At 62.8% G+C, this 4,341-nt stretch carries 3 protein-coding genes and 1 pseudogene; 1 reads left to right on the top strand and 3 read right to left on the bottom strand.

The features are described from left to right. Together EOA38_RS29165 and EOA38_RS29160 are read right to left on the bottom strand one after the other, a co-directional pair. Nucleotides 1–1,023, bottom strand: a pseudogene (locus tag EOA38_RS29165) (PAS domain-containing sensor histidine kinase); the annotation flags it as partial. Nucleotides 1,024–1,191: 168 nt separating this feature from the next. After that, nucleotides 1,192–2,013 carry an AraC family transcriptional regulator gene (locus EOA38_RS29160; RefSeq protein WP_127300864.1) on the bottom strand — a complete coding sequence of 274 codons (822 nt, stop codon included), beginning with the start codon at nucleotides 2,011–2,013 and terminating at the stop codon, nucleotides 1,192–1,194. 117 nt (nucleotides 2,014–2,130) lie between these two features. On the opposite strand from EOA38_RS29160, the gene EOA38_RS29155 reads away from it, so the two are divergent. Further along, on the top strand, nucleotides 2,131–3,021 hold the full coding sequence (locus EOA38_RS29155) for an NAD-dependent epimerase/dehydratase family protein (protein WP_127300865.1): 891 nt from the start codon (nucleotides 2,131–2,133) through the stop codon (nucleotides 3,019–3,021). A 98-nt stretch (nucleotides 3,022–3,119) separates the two neighbouring features. On the opposite strand, the gene ntrC is transcribed toward EOA38_RS29155, so the two are convergent. Continuing rightward, nucleotides 3,120–4,341: nitrogen regulation protein NR(I) (ntrC, locus tag EOA38_RS29150; protein ID WP_127300863.1), on the bottom strand; the 1,222-nt coding region annotated here is incomplete at its 5' end.

Here is a 4,341-nt window from a genome sequence, read left to right as displayed (position 1 = left end):
CGCCACCTCGTCGGCCGCGCCGATCAACTGGCGGATCGGCCGCACCAGCCGGTCGGCGACCGCAATGCCGGTCCAGATCGCCGACAGGATGATGATCAGCGTCAGCGACAGATAGGGCAGCGCGAAGGCCACCTGGGAGGTGCGGCGGTTGTCCTCGAGGTTGCGGGATTCGTCGGTGTTGGATTTGACGATCTGGCGCGCGCGGGTCACTTCCGGGTCGACCAGCCGGATCGTGTAAAGGTAAAGGCCCTCGATCTCGCGCAGCTTGACGATGGCACCCATGATGTTGCGCGTTCGCGGCTCGATCAGCACGGGCTTGCCATCGGCGGCGGTATCGACAGCGCCGGGCGGCGGCTCGGGCATGGCGAAATCGGCGTCGGTCTTGGCGCTCATCACGAAGGAGCCGTCGGGCTTGATCAGCGCCGCATGCGCCAGCCCGCGGCCGACGGCTTCCTTGTTCATGAGGTCAAGGAAGCCGTTTCGATCGAGACCATAGAGCGTGCGCGAAGCGTCGAGATCATAGGCCATCGACAGGGTCGTGCCCTGCAGGTTGCGCGCGTTTTCCTGGACATAGGCATCCGCGATCGACAGCGAGGAATTGACGATGGTCTTGGTGCGGATTTCGAACCAGCGGTCGAGGCCGATATCCAGCGTGATCGAGGCGATGATTGCCACCATGATCGCCGGAATGGCGGCGACCAGCGCGAACATGGCGACGATGCGCACATGCAGCCGTGAGGCTGCCCTGCCGTGCCGGCGGGCCATGACGATGCGACGCACCTCGCGGGCGACGAGCGCGATCAGGAACAGGACGAAGACAGCGTTGAGCGCGATCAGCGCCCAGGTCGTGTCGGCGTTCGGCGCGATCGGCGTCGCGCCGACCAGGATGGCGAACGAGATCGCCGCCGTGATCATGGCGCCCACGATCGCGACCACGCCCGGCAGCGCCAGCAACCGGCGGCCGTCGGGTACGCCAGCCCGGCTGAAAAGCGGTTGGTTCAGTGTTGGAGCCTCAGCAGCCATATCGCCGTCTAGAGTCGGTCATAGCGTCGGATGTATGCAACGCATTGTGGCGATTATGCAACAAGTGTGGCCGGGACGGAAATCTTTCCCCGGCTCAATCACGCAAAAAGGACAATGCCGGTGATCCAATACCGCCGAACGATGCGGCCGGCGATGCGATGGCTCGCGTCACTGCTCCGGTCGCGCCCGTCGCAAGCTGCGCGGCGTCTGCCCGATCTCGCGGCGCATCCAATGCGCCAGATGCGACTGATGCGCGAAGCCTGTCAGATAGGCCACCTCGCTGGTGCTGAGGTCACTTCCCAGAATCAGGGAACGGGCACGCTCAACCCGGCGTCGCAGCACATAGCGGTGAAGGGTCATGCCGGTCGCCGCCTTGAACCATGTCCTGAGATGTGAGCTGCTGGCGTTGGCGATGCGGCTCAGCGTATCGATCGTGAGCGGTTCGGAAAGATGCGCGTCGATATAGTCCAGGATACGTTTGAACTGCGCATCCGACAGCCGAACCATTCGATCCGTCTCCAGATCGTCGAGACCAACCAGCCGCACCGCAAGCGCGATGCCGACACTTTCGGCGAACAGAGCCCCACCCGGCGAGCCTGCGTCTTGGCCGGTTTCAAGTGCCCGGACGAGGTATTCGATACGTTCGTCCCGAAGCAAGTGCCGCATGTCGAAATGACGCGCCCTTGCGCTGCCCTCAATCTCCGACGCCACACCCTCGAGCATGGCAGGCGGCAAGCGAACCTCCCTCGTTTCGAATGAGGTTTCAGCCTCGAACCCGCCCTCCTGTCCCGCGGGTACGAAATCAATGTCACCAGCTCGCCGTAAGAAATATCGCCCGGCGTCATTGCAATAGCTGCGCGTCGCCGCGCTGGCATGAACCATGATGCGGTGATGATCCGCCCGCGGCAGCCGATAGGTGCCTGCTTCGACATGCCGGGAAGCGATTGATATGCCAGCCGAGGCCCGGGCCGAAGTGAACTGCGGATGCATGTGAAACGAGCCTCAAAATCATGGCAGAACCTGCTCAACATTTGGCGGTTCCTGCGCGATTTTCAATGCCGAAGCCCTTTAGACCTGCGCCTCGTTTGCCAACGCAAAGAGGTTCATATGGGTTACTATGTTGTCGTCGGAGCAGGCCCGGTCGGGCGCGAGACGGCGCGCCTGCTCGGTGAGCAGGAGCATGATGTCGTCCTCATAAGCAGGAGCGTGAGCGATATCGATTTGCCCGGCGTGCGCGCGAGGCAGGCGGACGCCACCGATGCCGCCGAACTTTCACGCATCAGCCGGGGCGCGGATGCCATCTTCATGTGCGCCATGGCGCCCTACCACCGGTGGCCGACCGACTTCTTTCCGATCGTCGACGGCACGGTGCGCGCGGCGGAGGCCGTTGATGCGAAGATCATCCTGCTCGGAAACCTCTACGGCTACGGCGAAAACGCCGATAGTTCCCTTCACTCAGACTTGCCGCTCGACCCGACATCGAGGAAGGGCACTGTTCGGACGATAATGTGGCAGCGTGTGTCTCGAGCCAACGTACCGGCCATCGAGGTGCGTTCCAGCGATTATCTGGGGCATGGCGCGGTCACCTACTTCTCTCTTCTCGCACTGCCATCCATCGTTCAAGGAAAGCCTGTCGCCTTCTTGGGAGACCTCGACGCCGATCATGCCTGGGCTTTCATCAAGGACGTCGCCCGGACGCTCGTCGCGTCAGCCTTCTACACGGGTGAATGGGGACGAGCCTTCCATGTCCCGTCGCAATACGCTTCGCCCCGCGATCTTATCCGCAGAACCGCGGCGATGCTCGGAAGGGAGGTTGCGTCAATGCGTTGCTATTCCATCGCCGAGATGGAAGCCCTGGGCATGCATGAGCTCGTGGAAATGAAATATCTCTTCGATCGCCCGCTGCTGGTCGATTCTTCCGATGCCGAGCATCTCCTCGGCGTGAAGGCCAGCAGCCTTGATGTAATGATCGCGGACACCGTCAGAGACTATCTCTGAACCAATTATATGAAGTAGAAACAAAGCGTTCCGCCCGTCGGCTGACGGGCTGAACAAACGAGATGGGGCCGGCAAAGAATCTGGCAGGCATCGAAGGTCTAGATTTGTCTTGAGGCCTTGTAGACGTTGACGCCGAGCTCGCGGATCTTCTTGCGCAGCGTGTTGCGATTGAGGCCCAGAAGCTCGGCCGCCTTGATCTGGTTGCCGCGCGTCGCCGTCATCGAGGCCAGCACCAGCGGATACTCGACCTCGGCAAGGATGCGCTGGTAAAGCCCCGACGGCGGCAGTTCGCCGGCGAAGGAAGCAAAATAGCGCTGCAGGAAATGCTCGACCGCCTGGCCGATCGACAGATCGTCGGGGATGAGCGGTCCGACGCCCGGCACCACGGGCCTTTCGCCGGTCTTGAGCTCCGTCTCGATGATCTCGGCCGAAATCTCGTCCTGCGAATAGAGCGCGGCGAGCCTGCGCACCAGGTTTTCCAGCTCGCGCACATTGCCGGGCCAGGGATAGCGCTTCATCAGCTCGATGCCACCCGCCGAAATGCGCTTGGTCTGCAAGCCTTCGCTGGCGCCTTGCTTGAAAAAATGGCGCACCAGGTCTGGAACGTCCTCGGAGCGCTCGCGCAACGCCGGAAGTCTCAGCGGCACGACGTTCAGGCGGTAGAACAGGTCTTCGCGGAACAGGCCCTGGTTGATCAGAGTCCGCAAGTCCTTGTTGGTGGCGGCGACGATGCGCACGTCGGTCTTGATCGGGGTACGGCCGCCGACCGTCGTGTATTCGCCCTGCTGCAGCACACGCAGCAGCCGCGTCTGCGCCTCCATCGGCATGTCGCCGATCTCGTCGAGGAACAGCGTGCCGCCCTCGGCTTGCTCGAAGCGGCCGGTGGAGCGGTTCTGGGCGCCGGTGAAGGCGCCCTTCTCATGGCCGAACAGCTCCGATTCGATCAGGTCGCGTGGGATCGCCGCCATGTTGATCGCCACGAACGGTCCGCCCCGGCGGCGGCCATATTCGTGTAGCGCGCGCGCCACCAGTTCCTTGCCGGTCCCGGATTCGCCGCTGATCATCACCGTCAGGTCCGTCTGCATCATGCGGGCCAGCATGCGGTAAATGTCCTGCATGGCTGCCGAACGGCCTACCAAAGGCATCGTCTCCGGCTGCTCGTCGGCGCGCGAATCGAGCTTCGGCCGCTTCGGCTCGGCCAGCGCCCGATTGACGATGTTGAGCAACTCGGTGAGGTCGAACGGCTTCGGCAGATATTCGTAGGCGCCGGTCTCGGAAGCGCGGATGGCGGTCATGAAGGTGTTCTGCGCGCTCATGACG

The sequence above is a fragment of the Mesorhizobium sp. M1E.F.Ca.ET.041.01.1.1 genome, from assembly GCF_003997355.1.
Lineage (GTDB): Bacteria > Pseudomonadota > Alphaproteobacteria > Rhizobiales > Rhizobiaceae > Mesorhizobium.
Note: the sequence above shows the minus strand (reverse complement) of the source record. Positions and strands in the feature narration are given on the sequence as shown.